At 43.5% G+C, this 18,858-nt stretch carries 11 protein-coding genes, 3 tRNA genes and 2 rRNA genes (1 of these 16 only partly in view); 5 read left to right on the top strand and 11 right to left on the bottom strand.

The features are described from left to right. From NQ546_RS04885 to NQ546_RS04860, 6 genes are all read right to left on the bottom strand, one after another. A 23S ribosomal RNA gene (locus NQ546_RS04885) occupies positions 1-915 on the bottom strand (it extends 1,965 nt beyond the left edge of the window). Positions 916-1,059: 144 nt separating this feature from the next. Then, positions 1,060-1,132: transfer RNA gene (locus tag NQ546_RS04880), tRNA-Ala, on the bottom strand. Between the two features lie 13 nt (positions 1,133-1,145). Beyond that, a tRNA-Ile gene (locus NQ546_RS04875) sits at positions 1,146-1,219 on the bottom strand. Between the two features lie 135 nt (positions 1,220-1,354). Then, a 16S ribosomal RNA gene (locus NQ546_RS04870) occupies positions 1,355-2,877 on the bottom strand. The 16S and 23S rRNA genes sit together here with 2 tRNA genes alongside, the layout of an rRNA operon. A gap of 1,885 nt (positions 2,878-4,762) precedes the next feature. Further along, on the bottom strand, positions 4,763-5,101 hold the full coding sequence (locus NQ546_RS04865; RefSeq protein ID WP_004292365.1) for a hypothetical protein: 339 nt from the start codon (positions 5,099-5,101) through the stop codon (positions 4,763-4,765). Further along, complete coding sequence (locus NQ546_RS04860) at positions 5,098-5,406, bottom strand: FtsB family cell division protein (RefSeq protein WP_004292364.1); 309 nt, start codon at positions 5,404-5,406, stop codon at positions 5,098-5,100. Before NQ546_RS04860 ends, NQ546_RS04865 begins: the two co-directional genes overlap by 4 nt. A gap of 140 nt (positions 5,407-5,546) precedes the next feature. Here NQ546_RS04860 and NQ546_RS04855 point away from each other — a divergent pair, with 140 nt between their 5' ends. The 4 genes from NQ546_RS04855 to NQ546_RS04840 all read left to right on the top strand — a co-directional run bounded on the left by NQ546_RS04855 (position 5,547) and on the right by NQ546_RS04840 (position 10,877). Then, on the top strand, positions 5,547-7,370 hold the full coding sequence (locus tag NQ546_RS04855) for a DNA polymerase III subunit gamma/tau (RefSeq protein ID WP_004292363.1): 1,824 nt from the start codon (positions 5,547-5,549) through the stop codon (positions 7,368-7,370). 92 nt (positions 7,371-7,462) lie between these two features. After that, positions 7,463-9,397, top strand: a complete 1,935-nt coding sequence (locus NQ546_RS04850; RefSeq protein ID WP_004292362.1) for a tetratricopeptide repeat-containing sensor histidine kinase — start codon at positions 7,463-7,465, stop codon at positions 9,395-9,397. Further along, on the top strand, positions 9,394-10,482 hold the full coding sequence (locus tag NQ546_RS04845) for a sensor histidine kinase (RefSeq protein ID WP_004292361.1): 1,089 nt from the start codon (positions 9,394-9,396) through the stop codon (positions 10,480-10,482). Before NQ546_RS04850 ends, NQ546_RS04845 begins: the two co-directional genes overlap by 4 nt. Positions 10,483-10,706: 224 nt before the next feature. Next, entirely contained in the window at positions 10,707-10,877 is a 171-nt protein-coding gene (locus NQ546_RS04840) for a DUF362 domain-containing protein (RefSeq protein ID WP_004292360.1), read from the top strand. A gap of 75 nt (positions 10,878-10,952) precedes the next feature. On the opposite strand, the gene NQ546_RS04835 is transcribed toward NQ546_RS04840, so the two are convergent. The 4 genes from NQ546_RS04835 to NQ546_RS04820 all read right to left on the bottom strand — a co-directional run bounded on the left by NQ546_RS04835 (position 10,953) and on the right by NQ546_RS04820 (position 15,827). Beyond that, on the bottom strand, positions 10,953-12,146 hold the full coding sequence (locus NQ546_RS04835) for a pyridoxal phosphate-dependent aminotransferase (RefSeq protein WP_004295091.1): 1,194 nt from the start codon (positions 12,144-12,146) through the stop codon (positions 10,953-10,955). Positions 12,147-12,227: 81 nt separating this feature from the next. After that, complete coding sequence (locus tag NQ546_RS04830) at positions 12,228-13,442, bottom strand: bifunctional 3,4-dihydroxy-2-butanone-4-phosphate synthase/GTP cyclohydrolase II (protein WP_004292358.1); 1,215 nt, start codon at positions 13,440-13,442, stop codon at positions 12,228-12,230. Between the two features lie 14 nt (positions 13,443-13,456). Beyond that, on the bottom strand, positions 13,457-15,364 hold the full coding sequence (locus NQ546_RS04825; RefSeq protein ID WP_039953516.1) for an LptF/LptG family permease: 1,908 nt from the start codon (positions 15,362-15,364) through the stop codon (positions 13,457-13,459). A gap of 76 nt (positions 15,365-15,440) precedes the next feature. Beyond that, entirely contained in the window at positions 15,441-15,827 is a 387-nt protein-coding gene (locus NQ546_RS04820) for an START-like domain-containing protein (protein WP_004292355.1), read from the bottom strand. Positions 15,828-16,083: 256 nt separating this feature from the next. Between NQ546_RS04820 and NQ546_RS04815 the strand changes: the two genes are divergently transcribed. Beyond that, positions 16,084-16,157 (top strand) — tRNA-Met (locus tag NQ546_RS04815). Between the two features lie 680 nt (positions 16,158-16,837). On the opposite strand, the gene NQ546_RS04810 is transcribed toward NQ546_RS04815, so the two are convergent. Next, positions 16,838-18,817, bottom strand: coding sequence for a right-handed parallel beta-helix repeat-containing protein (locus NQ546_RS04810; RefSeq protein ID WP_239463459.1), 1,980 nt, complete (start codon positions 18,815-18,817; stop codon positions 16,838-16,840). Positions 18,818-18,858 lie beyond the last annotated feature (41 nt).

Genomic DNA, 18,858 nt, shown 5'->3' with positions numbered 1-18,858 from the left:
GCCCTCGCATCTTATCAGTCGCTCTACCTCATGTCAGTATAAGTCAAGGCTGCACCTAAATGCATTTCGGGGAGTACGAGCTATCTCCAAGTTTGATTAGCCTTTCACCCCCACCCTCAAGTCATCCAGAAGCTTTTCAACGCTTATTGGTTCGGTCCTCCAGATGGTGTTACCCATCCTTCAACCTGCTCAAGGGTAGATCACTTGGTTTCGCGTCTACTCCTTCCGACTATACGCCCTGTTAAGACTCGCTTTCGCTTCGGCTGCAGATCTCAAGATCCTTAACCTTGCCGGAAAAAGTAACTCGTAGGTTCATTATGCAAAAGGCACGCCGTCACTCTTGCGAGCTCCGACCGCTTGTAGGCGCATGGTTTCAGGAACTATTTCACTCTTCTGTTCGAAGTGCTTTTCACCTTTCCTTCACAGTACTGGTTCACTATCGGTCTCTCGGGAGTATTTAGCCTTACCGGATGGTCCCGGCAGATTCACGCAGAATTCCTCGTGCTCCGCGCTACTCAGGATACCACTAGGCTTGGGTTGGCTTCGCATACGCAGCTATCATGCTCTATGGCTGTACTTTCCAGAACATTCTGCTCACCAACTTTCATGCCACATCGTGGTCCTACAACCCCACATATGCCGTAACATAGGTGGTTTGGGCTGGTCCCCGTTCGCTCGCCACTACTAGGGGAATCATTATTTATTTTCTTTTCCTGCAGGTACTAAGATGTTTCAGTTCCCTGCGTTAGCCTTCTGCTATGCAGAATGATTGGTCTTCAACCAACCGGGTTGTCCCATTCGGAAATCTCCGGATCAAAGGTTATTTGCACCTACCCGAAGCTTATCGCAGCTTATCACGTCCTTCATCGCCTCCGAGAGCCAAGGCATCCGCCATGCGCCCTTGCTTACTTTTAGTCTTACCGACAACGTATGGTCGATATATACTTTCAGCTTTAACTTTACTTTTTTACGTTACATCATGTCAAAGATCGTTTTATCAGGGATTAACAATGAACTGTCAGCTGTTAAGTGACAACGCCACCGTTAATATGACAAGAGTGGAGAATAACGGATTCGAACCGTTGACCCCCTGCGTGCAAAGCAGGTGCTCTAGCCAGCTGAGCTAATCCCCTTCGTTTCCGAAGTAGTCCCAGGCAGAGTTGAACTGCCGACCTCTACATTATCAGTGTAGCGCTCTAACCAACTGAGCTATAGGACTGTCAGTCAAACCCTCACCCTAAGGCTCGGCTTCTACTTTCTCTTTATATTAATAAACAATCTTCGCAGTACAAGAGGTTCTTATGGAAGCAAACTTCAAGAACCAGCTTCTTTATTCGTAAGAGCGTCGCTCCAGAAAGGAGGTGTTCCAGCCGCACCTTCCGGTACGGCTACCTTGTTACGACTTAGCCCCAATCACCAGTTTTACCCTAGGACGCTCCTTGCGGTTACGTACTTCAGGTACCCCCGGCTTTCATGGCTTGACGGGCGGTGTGTACAAGGCCCGGGAACGTATTCACCGCGCCGTGGCTGATGCGCGATTACTAGCGAATCCAGCTTCATGGAGTCGGGTTGCAGACTCCAATCCGAACTGAGAGAGGTTTTCGGGATTAGCATCCTGTCGCCAGGTAGCTGCCTTCTGTACCCCCCATTGTAACACGTGTGTAGCCCCGGACGTAAGGGCCGTGCTGATTTGACGTCATCCCCACCTTCCTCACATCTTACGACGGCAGTCTCCATAGAGTCCTCAGCATGACCTGATAGTAACTATAGATAAGGGTTGCGCTCGTTATGGCACTTAAGCCGACACCTCACGCACGAGCTGACGACAACCATGCAGCACCTTCACAGCGGCCCGAAGGCTGTAATGTTTCCACTACATTCCGCTGCAATTTAAGCCCGGGTAAGGTTCCTCGCGTATCATCGAATTAAACCACATGTTCCTCCGCTTGTGCGGGCCCCCGTCAATTCCTTTGAGTTTCACCGTTGCCGGCGTACTCCCCAGGTGGAATACTTAATGCTTTCGCTTGGCCGCTGACTGTGTATCGCCAACAGCGAGTATTCATCGTTTACTGTGTGGACTACCAGGGTATCTAATCCTGTTTGATACCCACACTTTCGAGCATCAGCGTCAGTTACAGTCCAGTAAGCTGCCTTCGCAATCGGAGTTCTTCGTGATATCTAAGCATTTCACCGCTACACCACGAATTCCGCCTACCTATGCTGCACTCAAGGCGCCCAGTATCAACTGCAATTTTACGGTTGAGCCGCAAACTTTCACAACTGACTTAAGCACCCGCCTACGCTCCCTTTAAACCCAATAAATCCGGATAACGCTCGGATCCTCCGTATTACCGCGGCTGCTGGCACGAGTTAGCCGATCCTTATTCATACGGTACATACAAAGGAGTATGCATACTCCACTTTATTCCCGTATAAAAGAAGTTTACAACCCATAGGGCAGTCATCCTTCACGCTACTTGGCTGGTTCAGACTCTCGTCCATTGACCAATATTCCTCACTGCTGCCTCCCGTAGGAGTTTGGACCGTGTCTCAGTTCCAATGTGGGGGACCTTCCTCTCAGAACCCCTATCCATCGTTGACTTGGGGCCGTTACCCCGCCAACTATCTAATGGAACGCATCCCCATCGATAACCGAAATTCTTTAATAGTGAAACCATGCGGAAAAACTATACTATCGGGTATTAATCTTTCTTTCGAAAGGCTATCCCCGAGTTATCGGCAGGTTGGATACGTGTTACTCACCCGTGCGCCGGTCGCCATCGATTGAAGCAAGCTTCAATCATGCTGCCCCTCGACTTGCATGTGTTAAGCCTGTAGCTAGCGTTCATCCTGAGCCAGGATCAAACTCTTCATTGTAAAAGTATTGTTAATCACTCCATAGGAGTGGTTCTTGCTCTGTTCAGGACGCTCGAATTTAAAAAAGCTTTTCAATTACCTATATATTAATAAGTATTGACGGTTCTTTTTTTACCCAGATACATATCTTAAAAAATTAAGAATGTACCTGCTCTTGTACTACTTGTATTGTTTATGTAAATCTGTTCAAAGATCGCTTGTTTTACGATTGCTTTTCTTTTCAAAAGCGGATGCAAAGGTAAGGACTTTATTTCATATCTTCCAAATATTTTCGGAAGTTTTTTTTTATTTTTTTTCTTTCTTCAAATCATCTCTCTTGCGAAAGGAAGAACAAAGAAAAAGAACTGTCGTTACCGCCCGGGTTTCAAAAAGATTGTCAAACAACGCTGCTCTCATTTTGAAAGCGGGTGCAAAGGTAAGAACTTTATTTCATATACTCCAAATAAATCTGAAGTTTTTTTTCATTTTCCTTTTTAAAGGCGGTATTCATGAAACAAACAGCACCAAATAACAAGAAAAAAGGAAAGGGTTCCTACTCCGTTTCTGTCAGAATGTCAAACTATCGCCGCCCTCGTTCTCGAAAGCGGATGCAAAAGTAGCGGATTTGGGAATACGCACCAAATATACAAAGCCTTTTTTACCGGAAATATCAAAACTTTTTCATAAATGACTGATTGACAAACAGGTTGCAGAACATGATTTTTTAAAGGAAAACAAAGGGGGAAGGAAGACACACAATATATATACACACGCACGTACGGGCGGGCGAATGGGCGGGCGTAAGGACGGACGGGTAAGACGGGGGGGGCAGGTGTATATGGGGGGAAAGCGCATGTCGGCGTGCATGGAGAGGAAAAACGGGCGGTTTCAAGCCGGACATTACCTGTAAAAAGCCACATAACAGCGGTTTAGTCATTACAACCACAAAACGGACACCCAAATAGCCACCCTATTACGCTTGTTATCAGCAACTTGAACAGGCCCAACAACCACCCCTACAACCAACAAACGGACACAATATAAATAATAAGAAGATAAGATATACTACCGTATATCTACCGGGCAACCGAAAAAAGAAAGGAAGAGGCGCGGAAAGAAAGAGAAAAAGCAGGGGAAGGAGCATAAAAAAGGGAAAAAACAAAAGGATAATACGTTTGAGGAAAACGGATGATGCGTTTGAAGGAAACAGATGATGCGTTCGGGGCAAACGGATGATGTGTTTGAAGTAAACAGACCATCCGTTTTGCACCGGCACGACGATGCATGATTCTCTGAATTCATTATCTTTGCCAGTCACTTAAATTTATACACACTGCACAAAGCCCTTCGCTACCTTTATCCGCAACGCTTGCGCAAAGATATCGGATGGAAGTTATGCAAGAAAAGTAAATATCTACAGTTATGACAGTGTAAACATCTACCAAGCAATGGATTAAGGACGGAAAAGTGTAGTTTCTCACATGATTATACGGAGGGATCCGGAATCATAACGGAGTCTCACTATGACAATCCCCCTGCCAAGACTTATGCACATAGAGAAGGACTTCGAGCAGCAAGTCAGGTGCATCGGAAGCGATACAGCCCTCGTGATAGTGGAGGTTATGGCTCGGAAGTTGACGCATCATCGGTTAAAAACAAGAAAACATTATGTTAAATGTTAACAGAGATGACATTCAACTAAACCATGTTATAAAAACAGCAGAATAGAAGGGAAAATTTGGAAATAACAGGAAAGAGACTACCTTTGCAATGTGTTTTTCATAGTATTAGATTTAAGGTTAACAAAAAGATTGGCTGTCTGGGAGAGATAGCCTTTTTTTATGCATAAAAAAGGTCGCGTATTTATCCCAGAAAATGATACAACTCCCGAAAGAAGCACCTACAATCATTGCTCCTTAGCCTCTTCCTGTGGAATACGCACCGACGTATAAAGTTCAAGAATAGCAGCAATCGTCAATGAAACGATCCATTCGTTGCCATGCGTGAAAAACATGAAAGCTCCGGTAAGCACAAGTAGCAATGCTCCAAATATCTGCTGGCGACGCAGACGCTTGATAGTGGGAGTCTTATACTTTGAGGGCGAGTTGACCTGTGCCAAAGCAACAAACGTCGCACCTATCGTATATATATAAGGCGAAAGCGGCCAGCCGGTAACATAGACGGCCGCACCTATCAGGAGCATCACAGCTCCTACTGCGAAAAGGGCAGGTATCAGTTGTTTCATTCTTCTACATCTTCTTGAAATACATAAATATCCTCATTGGGCTTCTTCATCAGATACTTTTCGCGAGCTATCTGCTCAATCGCACCGGAATCGACCGCAAGTTCATTCAGACGACGGGTATTCTCCTCATACTCTGTACGATACTTGTCTATTTCCCCACGCAAACGCGTCTCCTCACGATAATAAGCAAGACGGCGCACAATGCTGTTTTCATCTAAAAAGCCAACAAGCACGACAAATAGCACAAACGTTATCAGATATTTACGTCTGCGGACAAACAACCAAAGGGACGCAAGTTTATCCATGTAATTCAGTTATTGTTTCTTTGAGCACAAAGATAAGACGAATAACTGAAAAATTTCTTTTTTTTGCGTACATTTGCACAAAAGCAAAGATAAGATGTACCGTCTTTGCATTCTATATAAGTGATAAGAATACCCTGAATATGGAAAATTATATCGTATCGGCACGAAAATACCGCCCCTCAACCTTTGAGTCAGTAGTGGGACAACACGCCCTGACCACCACCTTGAAGAATGCTATCGCCACAAACAAACTGGCGCATGCCTATCTTTTCTGCGGTCCGCGCGGCGTTGGAAAAACCACCTGTGCACGCATCTTTGCAAAAACCATCAACTGCATGAGCCCTACGGCAGAAGGAGAAGCATGCAACCAATGTGAATCATGCACCGCTTTCAACGAACAACGCTCATACAATATTCATGAGCTGGATGCCGCATCCAATAACTCGGTGGACGACATCCGCCAATTGGTGGAGCAGGTACGTATTCCGCCCCAAATAGGCAAATATAAAGTATACATCATCGACGAGGTGCACATGCTATCAGCTTCTGCATTCAACGCCTTCCTGAAAACATTGGAAGAACCGCCACGCCATGCCATATTCATCCTTGCCACCACCGAGAAGCATAAAATATTGCCGACAATCCTGTCACGCTGCCAAATATACGACTTCAACCGCATTAGCGTAGAAGACACAGTAGCCCACCTCGCCTACGTAGCCTCCAAAGAAGGAATCACCGCCGAGCCGGAAGCCTTGAACATCATTGCCCTGAAAGCAGACGGCGGTATGCGCGACGCTTTATCCATATTCGACCAGGTAGTGAGCTTTACCGGAGGGAATATCACTTACCAAAGCGTAATCGAAAACCTGAACGTTCTGGATTACGAGTACTACTTCAGGCTGACCGACCACTTTCTTGAGAACAAAGTCTGCGACGCTCTGTTACTGCTGAACGACGTATTGAACAAAGGATTTGACGGCAGCCATTTTATCACCGGCCTTTCTTCACACTTCCGCGACCTGCTGGTGAGCAAAGACCCCGCTACCCTGCCCCTGCTTGAAGTAGGCGCAAGTATTCGTCAACGCTACCAGGAGCAAGCTCAGAAATGTCCGTTGCCTTTTCTCTATCGCGCCATGAAACTGTGCAACGATTGCGACTTGAACTATCGCGCCAGCAAGAACAAACGGCTGCTGGTGGAGCTGACCCTAATACAAGTAGCCCAAATCACCGCCGAGGGGGACGACGCTGCCAGTGGGCATAGCCCTAAGCAAGCCATAAAACCCATATTTACACAGCCTGCCCCTGCACAGCAATCACAGGCCGCCCCTGTTGCACCCCGGCCGCAAGCCAGCATCAAGCCACAGACCGCTCCGGCAACCACACCCGTTACGAATACCGCTCCCACAACAACAAACTCTGTTCCCCACACCACTCCCACCGCCATACTGCTGGCACAAGGAAAAGAGGAGAAGAAAGTTCCGGTTATGAAAATGTCGGGACTTGGCGTATCTATCAAACGCCCGAAAGCAGCAGCAGAAGAAGAAGAAACAAAAAGTACCACCACTACTACCGCACAGCAGGCGGCACAACCGGAAGAAGACTACATCTTCAATGAAAGAGATGTGAACTACTACTGGCAGGAATATGCCGGACGCATGCCAAAAGAACAAGTTGCCATAGCCAAACGCATGCAGAACATGCGCGTCACGCTGCTGAATGATACCACTTTTGAGGCTGTTGTAGATAACGAAATCGTCTCGAAAGAATTCACCGCAATGATCCCCCATCTGCAAGAATATCTACGCGCACGCCTAAAAAACCGCAAGGTAACCATGACAGTACGCATCAGTGCCCCCACAGAGAAGGTTCATGCATACGGCCGAGTTGAAAAATTCCAAATGATGGTACAAAAGAATGACGCTCTGCTGCAACTGAAAAACGAATTCGGATTGGAGCTTTACTAAACTTTCCCGAAATAAAAAAGATAAGATTTACCGTTTATCCACGAACATATTGAAAATAAAATCATTATATTTTATTTTTTATATCATGTTTAATGTTTATTTTTGCCAATAATAGACAAACAAAACAAACGGTGAACAAGAATGCTGCCATATTAATTACGTTGTGGAGCGTATGTATATCATACGCCACTTCAATATTTGCGGCAACCAATCCGAACAGATTGGATACACTGAAGTTTTTTGTTCAGAAAAAGATTCTCTATAATGAGGAAATACCGGTGGACAGCGTCATCTGTTGGAGCGAAAGCATTTTACCTGACATCAGGAAAAACAAACAAGACAAAACAACTTATTTTCTACTACAACTCCAGCTTGCCAATGCTTACACATTGCGGGGAGATATCAGCCTTGCCATAGATCGTGCACGACTGATGTACGAAGAAGCCAAAGAAATGGAATATGATTTTGGAATGGTGGTCGCGAACCAAGCTATCGGAGATGCCTATACCATAGCCAACCAATGCGACAAAGCGCTGGAATCCTATCAGGACGCTTTGAAAGAGCTGCATCTTATATCTCCGCACCACCCCTACCACATACAACTACTGCTGAAGCAGTCCAACACCTTACAACGTAAAGGGCAACTGAAAGACGCCAAAAAAGTATTGGACGAGATCAAAAACACTCTTGGGAAAAAGCCGGATTACGCCACCACCTTTTTCGCTACCATTGAAGAAGCCAACTACGCCATTTCGCATGGCCACCTTTCACGTTCCTATCTTAAAGAAGCGGCCGGACACCTGAAAAGCATGGACTCCATTTACCGGTTGCATCCTGAGAAATTCTACTATTTCCACTTGAAATACACCGCTGCTGCCTACTATCGGGCAATGGGCAACTGGGATGCATCTTATTGGGACAAAGCCATGCAGCTGTACGAAGAATTGAGACAGGAATATTCAGTCAATAAACGTTCCACATACTACCGATGGATAACTCTGGAAACTATATACCTATATAAGATACAAGGAAAATCAATGGAAGCCTGTCGGTTATATCAGGAGCTATACCCTACCGTCGACACGCTTACTACCGAAGGTTATACCCGACAAATCAACACCCTACGTGCCAAATATCAGGTGGACCAAATGGAGATTGCCAATAAGGAAGAACACAACAGGCTTATCACCAGCATGCTGGCAGGAAGTATCATGCTACTGCTCATGTTCACTATTATAGCTTTCAGACTCAAGAAACAGCAACAAAAGATAACCCTATCCACCCAAAACCTGGAACGTCTGCGCACCAACGCAGAAAATGCGACATCCGCCAAGAGCATATTCCTCTCGAATATGAGTCATGAAATACGCACCCCGTTAAATGCACTCTCCGGTTTCTCCTCGCTGCTGACAGAAGAAGGATTGGACAACGAAACACGCCGCCAATGCAATGATGTAATCCTGCAAAACTCCGAACTATTATTGAAGCTCATCAATGATGTGATAGATTTATCAAGCCTTGAATTCGGCAAGATACAGTTCAGCATCGCGAAGCATGATGTCGTCGGCATATGCAGGAATGTAACCGACACCGTCAGTAAAGTGAAACAGACCCAAGCCGAAATTCACTTCATTACAGAACAGGAAAGCATGGAAATAGAAACAGACGACTCACGCCTGCAACAAGTCCTGATAAATCTGTTGATTAATGCAACCAAATTTACACCGCAAGGCAGTATCATTCTGGAGGTAAAGAAAGGTTCGAAAGAAGAATTACTTTTTTCCGTAACAGACACCGGATGCGGTATTCCCAAAGAGAAACAGGCCACTATCTTTCAGCGTTTCGAAAAGCTAAACGAAAATGCACAAGGAAGCGGACTGGGGCTTTCCATCTGCCAACTTATCATTGAACATATCGGGGGTAAAATATGGATCGATCCCAACTACACAAACGGATCAAGATTCTGTTTCACCCACCCTATCCGACAGCCACATACCGCCAAAGGCAGAAAGGGAAACAAGATATGAAACAATTGCTTATTATATTAACCCTCCTCGCTCTGCCTCTATCCGTACAATCCATCAACACAGATAGGAAGGGCTCGCCTTCCTTATCGCATAAGCAACTGGTGGAAATAGAGCATGACATAATCTACGGTATCCGACAAGCCGATTCATTGGTAAACGCGGGAAAGCCGGATGAAGCACTCTCATTCTATAAAAAAAGTCTCAAGGCCAAAGACTCTCTATACAACCTGCTCACCACTTCACAAATGGAGGAAATACTCGCTTCGTATAATATAGATAAACTCATACTGCAAAAAGAGCAGAGACGCAGCATGTTCCATTATATCTGCCTAACGGTCTCCATCATCATCATTATAGCACTGCTGCTTTTCAATATCCATATATACCGGATTCGGAAGCATCTGCAAAAAGATGAAAAAGAAATGAAAAGGTTAACTGCCATCGCTGAAGAAGCAAATGAAATAAAAAGCCGTTTTCTGGCAAATATGAGTTATAACATACGTATTCCTCTCAATAATGTAGTGGGGTTCTCGCAACTCATAACCGACGACACAGGGCTGAGCGAAGAGGAAAAAAGAGAATATTCCGGCATCATCCAAAATAACGCGGCAGAATTAATTCAACTCGTAAATAATGTGCTCGACCTCTCACGCTTGGAAGCCAACATGATGAAATTCCAATTGCAGGATTGCAATGTACAAGAGTGGTGTAGCGAACTGGCATGCCTAATACAGATGCGTAGCGAAGGAAGCATACACTTGGAATTAGAGACAGATGCAGGAGATGCAACTATCCATACAGACATCAACCGTTTCACACAAATGGTCTCTAACATGCTTCTCTACCCCATTGAATGTAAAAAGAGAAGAGACGTAAAAATGAAGCTGGCTTACAATACGGAAGCTCAGAACATAAGTTGCCAGATAGCAAACAGCCCACTTGCCGATCCTACTTTTTCTTCACAAAAGCAATTTATATTGCAAAAAACCTGCCACCTGTTCTTTGAACATTTCAACGGCACTTTCCGTATAGAGGAACCGAATGAAGGGGGCTCCGCAATATATTTTACTTATCCCACAAAGTAGATTAACAAAAACGTCCTATACATCCTTAGTCATAAACAAGAAGCAATTCTAATTACAAAATCCACGCATCAGCTGCTTACCGACTGATTTTATGCCTATTACGTTTATCGTTATTTAGACTGCATACAAATTAAATGTTTTTAATCAAGATTGATAGCAAGTGTTGAAGAAAACAGCTATTTTTGCCGAACCAATTAGTACTAATAATTAAAAAATTAAAGAAAATGGCTTACGTAATTAGTGACGATTGTATTGCTTGCGGAACTTGTATCGACGAGTGTCCGGTAGGCGCTATCTCTGAAGGCGATATCTATTCTATCGATCCTGAAACTTGTACAGAATGTGGTACTTGTGCAGATGTTTGCCCTTCTGAAGCAATTCATCCGGGAGAATAATACAATCCTAAGAAAAAGAAAGGCTCGGTTTCAATGAAACCGAGCCTTTTTATTTAATATCTCACTCATTACGGATCATGCAAGCTGCGACAATGCTTCTTTGATACGGCGAATCGCCTCGACAATATTCTCATCACTCGTAGCATAACTCATACGAATGCACTCAGGAGCACCGAACGAAGTACCACCCACACAAGCTACATGAGCTACCTCCAGCAGGTACATAGCCAAATCATCAGAATTATCAATCTTACGTTCTCCCGCAGACTTTCCAAAGAACGAACTGCATTTGGGAAATAAGTAGAAAGCACCTTCCGGCACGTTTACCTCAAATCCCGGAACTTCCTTAGCCAACTTCACAATGAGGTCTCGACGACGCTCAAACGCTTTACGCATCTCCTCCACCGGAGTCTGCGTTCCTGTATAAGCAGCTTCAGCAGCTTTCTGAGAAACCGAACATGGACCTGAAGTATACTGCCCCTGCAATTTGTTACAAGCCTTTACAAGCCATTCAGGACCGGCAATGAAACCGATACGCCAACCTGTCATGGCATATGCCTTGGAAACGCCATTCACAATTACTGTACGGTCTTTCATTTCCGGGAATTGTGCAATACTTTGGTGTTTACCGATATAGTTGATATGTTCGTAAATTTCATCAGCTATAACAACTACCTGAGGATACTTAGCCAATACGGCAACCAGTCCGGCTAATTCTTCTTTACTATATACAGAACCGGTAGGATTGGAAGGAGAGCAAAGTATCAGTGCTTTGGTTTTCGGCGTAATGGCAGCTTCCAATTGCGCAGGCGTTATCTTGAAATCCTGTTCAATGCCTGCTGTAACAATCACCGGTTTACCTTCTGCCAACTTCACCATTTCAGGGTAGCTAACCCAATAAGGCGCAGGCACAATCACCTCATCGCCCGGATTTACCAGTACCAAGATTGCATTGCAAACTGACTGTTTAGCTCCATTGGCGCAAGAGATTTGTGCAGCAGTATATTCCAGACCGTTCTCTTTTTTTAATTTCTCCACAATAGCATTGCGCAAAGCCGGATAGCCCGGAACTGGAGAATAGCGAGAGAAGTTATCGTCTATCGCCTTTTTCGCAGCCTCTTTAATATGGTCGGGAGTATTAAAATCCGGTTCTCCGACACTCAAGTTAATTACATCTATGCCTTGAGCTTTCAGCTCTGCACTCTTTTGAGACATAGCCAACGTCGCAGAAGGCGACAAGCTGTTCAAACGATCTGATAATTGGTTCATTTTGTTTCTATTTAATGGTTGTTATGCAAATCTGATTGCAAAATAAGCGATTTTCTCTGATATAATAAAACAAAAAGTCAGTTACTTATTAAAATGAAGAATATGCCCCATACGTTCTTTCTTTGTACGTAAGTAACGCTCGTTATATCGGTTAGGAGTTGTTTCAACCGGCACATTCTCTACAATCTCCAAGCCATAAGCCTCCAAACCGACACGTTTCACTGGATTATTTGTGAGCAAACGCATCTTATGCACACCTAGTTCACGCAGTATTTGAGCACCTACTCCATAGTCACGTTCATCCGCCAAATGTCCGAGGCAGATATTGGCGTCCACTGTATCCATGCCATCTTCTTGAAGCTTATAAGCTCTCATCTTTTCCATTAATCCGATACCGCGACCTTCCTGATTGAGGTACACAATAGCTCCTTTACCAGCCTTCTCAATCAGCTCCATAGCCTTATGAAGCTGTTCTCCGCAATCACAACGCATAGAGCCAAAAATATCTCCTGTTGCACAAGAAGAGTGTACACGTACCAATACGGGTTCATCAGGTTCCCAAGTTCCCTTGAACAAAGCTACATGCTCCAAACCATTGGACTTTTGGCGGAAAGGAATGAGACGAAAATGTCCATGTTCTGTCGGCATATCCACCTCTACTCCCTTCTCCACGATAGATTCCTGTCGCAAGCGATAAGCTATCATGTCGCGAATGGAAATCAGTTTCAAATTAAACTCATCAGCCATTTTACGCAATTCCGGCAGACGTGCCATTGTACCGTCTTCATTCATAATTTCCATGAGCGCACCAGCCGGATAGAAACCGGACAAACGGCACATATCAATTGTGGCTTCTGTGTGACCTGCACGACGCAACACACCTTTCTCCTGAGCATACAGCGGATTAATATGTCCGGGACGACCGAAAGTAGCAGGAGTTGAAGCAGGATCGGCCAACGCCTGGATTGTCGCAGCACGATCGGCAGCAGAGACACCGGTTGTGCAACCTTCCAACTTATCAATAGTTACCGTAAAAGGAGTACCCAATACAGAAGTATTATCAGACACCTGATGGGGCAGATCCAGTTCCTTGCAACGAGACACCGTAATAGGAGCGCACAGCACACCACGTGCATGTTTCAGCATGAAGTTTACCTTTTCCGGCGTGATCTGTTCGGCAGCAATAATCAAATCTCCCTCGTTTTCACGATCTTCATCATCGACTACAATCACAAAATTACCGGCTTTAAAATCTTCAATAGCCTCTTCTATTGTATTCAACTTTACTGTTTCCATATGTTTACTTTTTATTATTTATTCAGATCGACTTTTATTATATTCTGTATCTCCCCGTTTGTACGGATAATCCGTTCCATATCATTACCCAACCGGATACGGAATGCCCAAATACGGAAATAGAAAAACAAACCGACAGGAACTATCACTCCACACAGCATATTCAGCCAATAATTACGGAAAGGCCGCACATGGGCATGAACGGCTATGATTGGATAATTGTTCAGTGCTGTCAGTAACGGTATAGACCTTGTATTGGACATTTCATCTATCAATGCCTCCATCCGTTCATTAAGTACCACTACCTCCTCGTCATGAGGAGTATAATTCATCCACAAACTGAAGTAATTAGGTGCACGCATCAAAGATTTCTTTTCAGCATATGCGCGACAGTCGGCCGACAACTGCTGGAGCTCTCCCGGCAAACGAGCGTAATCCGGATCGTGAATAATCACTTCCTTTCGGAAAAGATGACGGACGCTACGGATACCCGCTATTTTCTTGAACCAGTTGATATAAGCATCAGCATTCAATACTACCGAATCATTATTGGATTTATAAGTAAGAAAGGCTCCCAACGGTGCCAATATAGCAGTACTGGTCCACATACCCATCCACACAATCCATTTACCATCACGAGCCATTTTATAGCCCGTATTATTAATAATGTAGTAGATTATAAAAATAAGTACGGACACCACCACAGGCATGCCCAACCCACCTTTACGAATGATACCCCCCAATGGCGCACCGATAAAAAAGAAGATAAGGCAGGCCAACGAGAGCGTCAGTTTCTCATGCCAGGAAGTCATATGCCGTCTCAAGCTGGTCTCAGTCTGTGAGATATTGAAGCTTTTGAAGCTCCAATCACTTGCAGCGCTCTCTGCACGACTGACAGCCGTAGACATTATTTTCTGTTTCTGCATCAAAGTAGCCACATTGAACAGACTGTCTACATTGTAACTGCCTAAATGAGCCGATTCTATCTTTAGCGTATCGTCTTTACTCAATGTATTAACAGTGGCTTTATAAGTACTTGCCATTGCTTCCTTATAGTAAGTCCGCCCGATACTGTCATTCTGAACTTTCATAGAGTCAATATCTGCCTGCAACATACTCATATCCTTGCTACTGGACTGATTACTCATAAATCCGGCATCCACCATATTAAAATCCGAATTGAACTCTATAATCGCATGCTTCTCGACGAAAGTTTCCCGGCGGTAAGGCACGTTTTTTTGGTTCATATTTTGCGACTTCAGGTTCTCAAACTGCTCACCGCTATAAAGATGCAAATAAAGGTGCTGCTTATCTGCCGTCATTTCCAACCTGCCGGAATCCGATTTAATTATTTGTGCATTCTCAAACCCTTTTTCAAAATTATAAATCAGCACATCATACAACATACCCGTCTCCCGATTCTTATGCTTGACATACAGGTTATAACCATCTATCTCGTCATAGAATACTCCTTCAGGGATATCCACTTCAGGTGATTTCTGCTTCATGGAAACCAGCAGCGTCCACAACTTAGTCTGTGCTTTAGGACCAATGACATTTTGGAAATAAAAGGAAACACAACAGATAAGAGATATGAAGAATATCAGCGGACGCATAATTTTCAACAAAGAAATACCTGCCGCTTTCATAGCAAGCAACTCAAAGCGTTCTCCAAAATTTCCAAAAGTAATGAGGGCCGCCAACAAGATAGCCAAAGGCAATGAAGCCGGTACCAGCGTCAGCGCCGAATAGAAGAAAAACTGAGCAAGAACATTCATCTCCAATCCCTTTCCCACCATTTCGTCTACATATTTCCACAGAAATTGCATCATGAAGATGAACAGGCAGATGAAGAAAGTGCCCATAAAGAGCAGACAAAAGCTCTTTAATATAAATATATCTAACTTTTTTATGCGCAGCATTTTACTTGTTTCATGCAATGAACGCACAAAAGTAGCACAAAAAAGGGAGTACGGGAAATTTTTAATTGAAAGTTAACTAAAAACCGCATGTTCTACGCAAAGTGTCTACCTGAGATTCCCATAATTCACACAAATCGTTTGCTTCGTCCGCATTGGTAAAGTCAGTAATTTCAAGTACAAAGTCATTGGTCAACTCGTTGTTTGTCATCTTTAATTCAAAATACTCACGCGGGTTCTCATCATCAAGCCAGCGGAAGCGAATAAAAGAATATGCTCGCACAGCAATAATTTCAGCATCGCGCCTTTCTGTTTTCCCCCAAAAGAAAGAGACGGTCTTATCATCTGACTGCACCTTGTCCGCAAACCAGCCCTCCAAACCAGTAGGAGTGCTTATTGCTGTCCAAAGAATACTTTTAGAAGTCGCATTCAAGAGATATTCCAAATGTATTTTTTTCCTTTCCATAGTATATGTCTTCTTTGTATTACGCCGGCCAAGATAAATACTTTTTTCTAATTAGAAAAAATATTCATTGATTTTATTCAATTCAACTCCACAATGCAAGATTAAAGTGCTGATTATGTTGCATTATGCTATATAAGAAAAAAGGAAAATACTATTTCCTTTTTTCTATTGACAAAATAAATAGCAGAAAATCTCCACAAATATTTTGGCAGTTTAAATAAAAGCTATATCTTTGCACCCGCAATCGAGAAATAATGGCGGGATAGCTCAGCTGGTTAGAGCGCATGATTCATAATCATGAGGTCCCCGGTTCAATCCCGGGTCCCGCTACAAAGTCGAAAGGCTTGAAAATAAGGCATTTGAGAGGCTTCCACTCTTGAGTGTCTTTTTTGTTTATAAAGGCATTTGCACAGATTTTGCACGAATTTACCAAGCTATGCTTCTACGAAAAAGGACATAAAAAAGAGCTTGGCAGCGGATATAAAACCGCTACTAAGCTCTTGGCTGGCACAAAAATACTATTATCTTTTCATTTTTTGTCATCACTCGTCACTTTTCACTTCAATACACTAAGGATAAGTGGGTTACCTGTGACGACAAGGCACATAGACAGTGACGACCAATATTTTGTCGTCACTGTCAAAAACAAACTCTATGCTGACTATTTTAAATACCCAACTTTGGTATTTAAAATACCAATGCTTGGTACTTGGAATACCAAAGAGTGGTACTTGAAATACCAACGCTTGGTACTTAGAATACCAACGTTTGGTACTCAATATACCAAAGGGTGGCATTCAAATGGGACATGTAGGGTATTGTTTTATAGCCTGTTATAAATAGTTTCCTCTGCCCTGCATCTTATGTTATCCTTTCTCCTTGAAACACTTTTCCTAATAACAGATTTCCATTAACAGCTTCGATTTCAATTTGTGTATCAAAAGAATAACATTTTTATTTTGCGTCACAAAAAAAACAATGTGACAAGGTTCAAGGTGGTGTTCTGGAATTTACGGTTTGTGATGTCCCCTCCAAACTACGATTTCCTGTACACCGGATACAACATTTTCAAATGGTCCTGCTTTAGGAGCGTCTCCTCGAGAAACTCCTAAATAGTCTGTATTAAGTGTTATAGGCGTTCCATCCGGATTTTCGAAATAACCATTTGAAAAGAAGGTTACTCCCATTTTTTCTGTGTCGATAATTTGCGTCTGCAATTGCGAAATATTGTTGTCAAAGTTCAACTTAAGAACCACCTCGTCACCACGCTGTTCAATTGTGGGAGCCAATGCATGATTACTTACAATATTATAAGGTTCGTGAGCATAGGGTTTCACTCCATCATAATAAAGGTTAGCACCGGTGTACATAGCCAACGTAAAGTCTTTTGACTGAACCGAACCTCGTGATGTGCGGTTCATTTCCTGATAAATTCCTTCTTTATATTCAGGATGAGAATCGTAAGGAGAGAAACCATCAAGCTTATGTTCAGACTGTGAGCCGGGAACTACTGTAAGAATGTTATTATAAAGTCTCTCATCCCCGCACAATATACTTGTTAGACCTATGATGTCCGTTGAATGTGGCTCATGGTAAGGCGTATAACGTATGGGAATAGGACGTACTGTTACCACTCCACCGATGAGATTGTGCACCCACGCAGTCCCTTGTGACAGATTATTTACAGAATTAGCAGACAACAGTATGTTATTGTCAATCAAACAGGGGCCATGGGTAACTTCAATCATGATGTCATAAAAGTCATTATTCGTAAACAAATTACCTGTTATACGAGTTCCAATACACTGCCAGTCAAGCCATATACCTCGATAACCGTTATCAAGCCAGTTGTCTTTAACAACCACATCAATAGGCGCATGCAATTTAATACAACCGATCTCCGCACCGGTAAACTGGCGCTTAGTATGAATATCATAGATATGATTATTCTCAATCATACTGAATATAGCTCCCATGTGTCCACAAATACCTGTCTGTTCGCAATCAAAGATAACGTTATTACGTACCACATGAGAACCGATATTCTCCTTGTTCCAGCCCATACGCCAGGCCTTAATAACCGACTCTATCTCCCGGTTAAATCCCACAATACTTTGCTCCAATGTCCAAAGATTGTTGCCCGATGCAAAATCTTTCCCTAAGCTGATTCCAGAACACTTGGCATTCGATATTTCATTTCCCTCAATAATCCAACCCTTACTCCAATTAGGGCCTAAAAGTCCTTTCTGAACACCTGTAGGAGGAGCCCACTGAACTGCCGCCTGCGACATTTTGAAGCCTTGTACCGTAATATAATTCACACCTTGTTCCTTCGGAAAAAAACAAGCCGGACGAGCATTGATTTCCACAAGTTCCTTATTAGGATTGTATTTGTGGAAATTAGCCCAAATGACAGTTTCCGTATCACCTACTTCGGCATACCATTGGTAAAGCGACTGGGCTTTGTTCTTGGAATCCGGAAATTCCTGAGGATTTCTCACTTTAGAAAGGCTGTCCACCTCATAAAATGACTTGCCATTCAAGAATACTTCTCCTAAATGATAGGTTACAGGATTCTTATCGAGCCAATCTCCCCAAAGCTTTTCTGCAAACGGATTAAAATCGCCGAATACACTATTAGGCACCACAACCTTCCAAACGGTAGAATTCCGTTGACGCACCCAACCTTTAATTTCTTCCGACCCTTTGATCCAAACATCTTCGCCCGGAGCAGCACGATACACGATACGCGAAGTACGATTCAAGCCAGAATTGCGGGGACTTACCCACTCGCGATAAGTGCCGGAATGTACAGTTACAGTATCACCGGCATTAAGAACCATTGCCGCTTTAGAAATTGTAAGGAACGGAGCTTCAACTGTACCGGGATTGGTATCCGAGCCACTCTTAGCTACATGATATTCTTTAGCTATAAGCCCGTTACACACAAGTATTCCAACGCATGCAAATAATAACGCTCTATTTTTCATATAAAAAAGTTTGAATTTAGTATTGATATTATATGTTTCAT

It is taken from the genome of Bacteroides eggerthii (genome assembly GCF_025146565.1).
GTDB classification, from domain to species: Bacteria; Bacteroidota; Bacteroidia; order Bacteroidales; family Bacteroidaceae; genus Bacteroides; species Bacteroides eggerthii.
The sequence above is the reverse complement of the archived record's forward strand: the minus strand, read 5'-3'. Positions and strand labels throughout refer to the sequence as shown.